This window comes from Robiginitalea sp. (genome assembly GCF_049588695.1).
GTDB lineage: Bacteria > Bacteroidota > Bacteroidia > Flavobacteriales > Flavobacteriaceae > Robiginitalea.
The window spans coordinates 1-1,611 of the sequence record NZ_JBAVZJ010000392.1 but is presented as its reverse complement, the minus strand read 5'-3'; the positions used below and the strand labels follow the sequence as shown (position 1 = coordinate 1,611).

1 protein-coding gene is annotated in these 1,611 nt (G+C 48.4%); it reads left to right on the top strand.

Annotated elements, in window-relative coordinates; all coding sequences use genetic code 11:
* Positions 1–108: 108 nt before the first annotated feature.
* On the top strand, positions 109–1,611 hold a 1,503-nt coding region (locus tag WBV75_RS09230), incomplete at its 3' end, for a tetratricopeptide repeat protein (RefSeq protein WP_424120335.1).

Here is a 1,611-nt window from a genome sequence, read left to right as displayed (position 1 = left end):
GGCCAGGGTCGATTCCCTGGAATACAGGGAGATTTCCAGACTCTCATTTGTGGATTACTGCAGGCGCGCAGGCGAGGGAGATGAAGAAATGTATAAAACCGCCACCTTATGAAATCTTTTGAAGAATATATTACCGGGGCAGAACAACTTTTGCAGTCCAACAGGCCTGAAGAAGCCCTTGCAGACTTTGAAAGTGCCCTTAAAGTAGTGCCAACCACGCTCTGGAAGATGCAGATCGGCAATACAATAGCCAGGATCAGGGAACTCACTGGAAACCGCGAAGGAGCAACCGCTCAGTTTTTAGAAGTTCTGGAGGTGCCGGAATCAGAAGTGCCCGAGGTTCGGGAACAACGGGCTTTGTCGTTGAATAACCTGGGCCGGCTTTCACTGCCCCAGGACCCGAAAACTGCCATCGGGTATTTCGATCAGTCGATTGACAGTTATACTACCCTCTCTGAGATCGACGGTCGTTTTTTCAGCCACCTCGCGCATTCGTTTATGGCCCGGGGAGAGGCCTATTACCTCAGAAAGAAATACTGGTATTCCAAAAAGGATTACAAGGCTGCCCTGGATTTAAACAGGCGGCATGCAAAAACGCTGGATGCGGATATGGAGGCTATGGCGCACTATCAGCTCGGAGCTATTTATTCGGATGAATTCAATGCGTATGACGCCCAGTCCAATTATCAAAAAGCGCTGGATCGCTACGAGACCGGGGCCGTCGAAAACCCCAAGAAATACCGACCCCTTGTAGCTGCCTGTCAGAATAACCTGGCCGTTTCCCATCTCCAACTCGAGGAATACGACAAGGCCGCTTCCCATTACCGGAAAACGCTGGAAGAGTACCAATGGCTCTGCCAGGAAAAGCCCGAAACCTTTTTACCGTATCTCGCCGGTACATACTCCAGTTTGGGGATTCTTTATGCGGACAAAATGAACCGGTATTCTGAAGCCCTACTGGCAGGTCAAAAGGCCATTGCCCTTTATGAAAACTTATCTGAAACGAGTCCGGATAAATTCCGTCATTACCTGGCTACAGCCTATCACAACTCCGGAATCTATGCCCTCGAAACCCCTGAATGGAAGAATGCGGCCTCAGACCTGCTAAAGGCTTTTGAATTGAGAAAGCAGTTGGCCAACAGGGAGATGCAAGCCTTTGGAGCAGACTATTGTGTAACGGCACTCAATATCCTGGAATTTTACCAGCGCAAGCTGGAAGTGGATAAAGACATTGAGTTTCGGATTAAGGGACTCGAGCTGCTCGAGGAAATGGAACCCGTACTCAGATCCCTCCATGAGAGTCCTTCCGCGACCAATATGAAAAACGATTTTGACTTTTTCAAAACGTACTTTCAGGGAATCGATGCGGAGGAGATACAGATTCTCGGAATCCTTGAAAATATACGGCTGTGGGACCAGGAAATTGACAGTACCCTGGACCTGAAAGATAAGGCTGCTTTTCAACGGCAGATACTTACAAGTCTTGATGATTTTTTCGTGACTTACCCGGATAATAAACCCCTGCGTAAAACGCTTGTCCTGGCCCTGAATAATATGGGGTGGCTTTTTCTTTGCGAAGGAAATACAAAAGAGGCCCGGAAATTACTACAT